Source organism: Roseiarcus sp., from assembly GCF_052145395.1.
In the GTDB taxonomy this organism is placed as follows: domain Bacteria; phylum Pseudomonadota; class Alphaproteobacteria; order Rhizobiales; family Beijerinckiaceae; genus Roseiarcus.
In genome coordinates this window covers 1-2,784 of sequence record NZ_JBKQOT010000691.1, presented here as the reverse complement: position 1 = coordinate 2,784, position 2,784 = coordinate 1, and the positions used below count along the sequence as shown (strand labels likewise).

At 60.2% G+C, this 2,784-nt stretch carries 3 protein-coding genes; all 3 read right to left on the bottom strand.

From position 1 onward, the window contains the following. Positions 1-101: 101 nt before the first annotated feature. On the bottom strand, positions 102-1,409 hold the full coding sequence (locus ACLP25_RS23640; RefSeq protein WP_442471575.1) for a proton-conducting transporter transmembrane domain-containing protein: 1,308 nt from the start codon (positions 1,407-1,409) through the stop codon (positions 102-104). Continuing rightward, positions 1,409-2,089: a hypothetical protein gene (locus tag ACLP25_RS23635; protein ID WP_442471574.1), complete on the bottom strand. Its 681-nt coding sequence runs from the start codon at positions 2,087-2,089 to the stop codon at positions 1,409-1,411. Before ACLP25_RS23635 ends, ACLP25_RS23640 begins: the two co-directional genes overlap by 1 nt. Before the next feature lie 4 nt (positions 2,090-2,093). Then, on the bottom strand, positions 2,094-2,784 hold a 691-nt coding region (locus tag ACLP25_RS23630; protein ID WP_442471573.1), incomplete at its 5' end, for a respiratory chain complex I subunit 1 family protein.

The window sequence follows — 2,784 nt, the reverse complement described above, 5'->3', positions numbered from 1 at the left end:
CAACTATCTGCGCTGGTTCCACCTCACCGGGATCGGGCGCTCCCCGACACCCAGCGCCTGCCTGAATGCCGCCATCGGCCCCCAGATCAGAGCGGCCATGCCTATTTAACGCTAATTGAGCCAAAATGATTGAGGAAGCCGACGAAAATGACGACCAGCAGGATGGCGATCAGAGCCACAAGGAGCCAGTGGGATACGGCAAGGCCAGCGCGAATCATCGCCAATTCGCTGAGGAACAATGCAAAGGGCGGCGCGCCCGTGATTGCGACGGCGCCCGCGAGCCACAGACCGCCGAGAACGGGATAGTTCTGGCCGACCAGGTGAATGCTCGGAATGCGTTTTGTGCCATAGGCACGCATGATGCTGCCGGCGCCGAAGAACATCGCAGACTTGTTCAGCGAATGGTTAACCATGTGATAGAGTGCGCCCGCGACGCCAAGCGAACCTCCGAACCCGAAGCCGAGAGCGATCACGCCCATATGCTCGACGCTGGAATAGGCCATCAGGCGCTTCAGTCCGGATTGGCGGACGATGAAGAGGGCCGCGACGAAGAGCGAGAAGGCGCCCAACGCCACGAGCGCGCCTCGCGAGAGAGTTGAGGTTCCCGCCGCGTCCGCGACGGCGAGGTAGCGGACGATGCCGACCATCGCGGTATTGAGCAACGCGCCGGACAGCAGAGCCGACACGGGCGCAGGGCCTTCGCTATGAGCGTCGGGCAACCACGTATGCATAGGCGCCAAGCCAGCTTTTGTGCCGAAACCGATGAGCACAAGGAGGAAGGAGAGCGACGCGAGCGCCGGGTTCAGGCGGGGAGCGATCAGACGCAGCGCATCCCAGGTCATGTCGTACGTGGGCCCGAGAACGAATGTGCCGCTCCAATAAAACAGGATGGTCCCGAGCAGCGCCAGGCTGATTCCGGCCGAAACGATAATGATGTATTTCCAGGCGGCTTCGATGCTGGTCGCTTCGTGCTCGTAGGCGACTAGGAAGGTGCTGATGAGCGTCGTCACCTCGACCGCTATCCAATAGAGGCCGGCGTTGTTCATCATCGGGCCGATCAGCGTGCTGAGGGCGAAACCGGCAAACATGGCGTAGAAGCGATGAAGGCGCTCGGACCCACCCAGTAGGCGCATGTAACCGACAGCATAAATCGACGCCAGGAAGTACACGATCGCGGCGCATAGAATGGTCCAAACGCCAAGGCCGTCGATGACGACATATCCGTTCCAGAACGCGGTCGTTCTGACCGGAGAAATCAGCAATATCGCCATGATCGAAGCGAGCGAGATGGCGCTGGCGATCAGATTGATCATCTCCGCAGGCCGAGACCGTCCGATGACCAAAATGAGGACGATCGCGGTGGCAGGCGCTAGGACCATGGCGAGACTGAGCGACCCTATCGCGCTCATCAGCCCACCAATCGCTTGAGCTCAAGGGAACTCGTCGTTCCGACGTGGGTCAAAAGGTATCGAACAAGGACACCGAAGCACGCCACCACGACGAGAAGATCGAAGAGAATGACGATCTCGATGAGCAACGGCATACCCGGCACGAGGATTTGCGCCCCGAGGAACACTCCATTTTCCAGCACGAGGAGGCCAAGAATCTGACTGATGGCCTCATGCCGAACGGCGAGCATCTGGAAGCCGATGAGTTTCATCGACAGCATGACGGTGAGCGCGAGGACCGCGACCGTTCCCGCGAGGTTGAGGGCCGCCCCGATGCGGTAGGAAACTGCGAGCGCGAAAATCACAGCGAATGCGCCGATGACCAGGCTCGAGCTTGCCTGCAGGATGACGTGAACTTCGCGGCTGATCTTGAGCCGGCGAATGATCCGCAGGAGCAGATAGGGCAGTAGCAGACCTCGAAACGCAGCCGTGAGAATGGCCACGATATAGAGCTCGGAGTAGTTGCCGTAGAATCCGACCGCGGCCGACAGTAGCGCGATGAGCCACGACTGGGCCGCGAACGCATAGAGGTAATGCCGCAGCCAGCGTGAGCCGAGCATGACGAACGAAAGCAGTAAACTGCCGACCGCGAGGAGGCTGAACAACGACGCGGCAAGGGGATCGAGGTGCGCCGCAAGCATGGTGTCAGCTCAGTTGCGTGCCGACGATGGCGAGGATAGCGAGCAGGAACGATGCGGCGAGCGGCTCCTGATAGCGGTAGAACCGAAGGCGGGATTGGATCGTATCCACGACGACGACGACGCAGGCCACAACAAGGAATTTGGTGAGAAGCGCGACAATCGAGCCGGCGACGCCAAGGGGCGTGCCCCGGTAGGACAGCCCCCAGGGGAACAGCAGCACATTGGAAAAGATCGTGTAGAGGATGAACTGCTTCATCATCGACGCCCATTTCAGAATTGCGAGCATTGGGCCAGAATATTCGAGAATACGCGCCTCATCGATCATGTAGATTTCGATGTGAGTGTTTGAGTGGATGGGCAGGCGGTCGGTTTCGACCAGCAGCAGGACGAAGAAGGCGGCGACCAGAAAGAGGTGCGTTGGTCCCCAGTAGACGGAAGGCTCGGCCACGAGGAGGTGGTTGACGACGAAGGGCAGCATCGCTTTCGCGAGAAGCGTGATCCCGACGAAAACAAGAATCAGCGTTGGCTCGGCAAGGATGGTGACCATGACCGCCCGGCTGGAACCGATGCCGCCATACGCGCTCCGCGTTTCGAGGCCTGCGAGCGTGATCATGAAGGAACCGAGCGTTAGGATTAGGCCGCCGCCGAGGATGTCGCCCATGTCGGACAGCGGAAGGGGAAAGTTCGTCAGAACG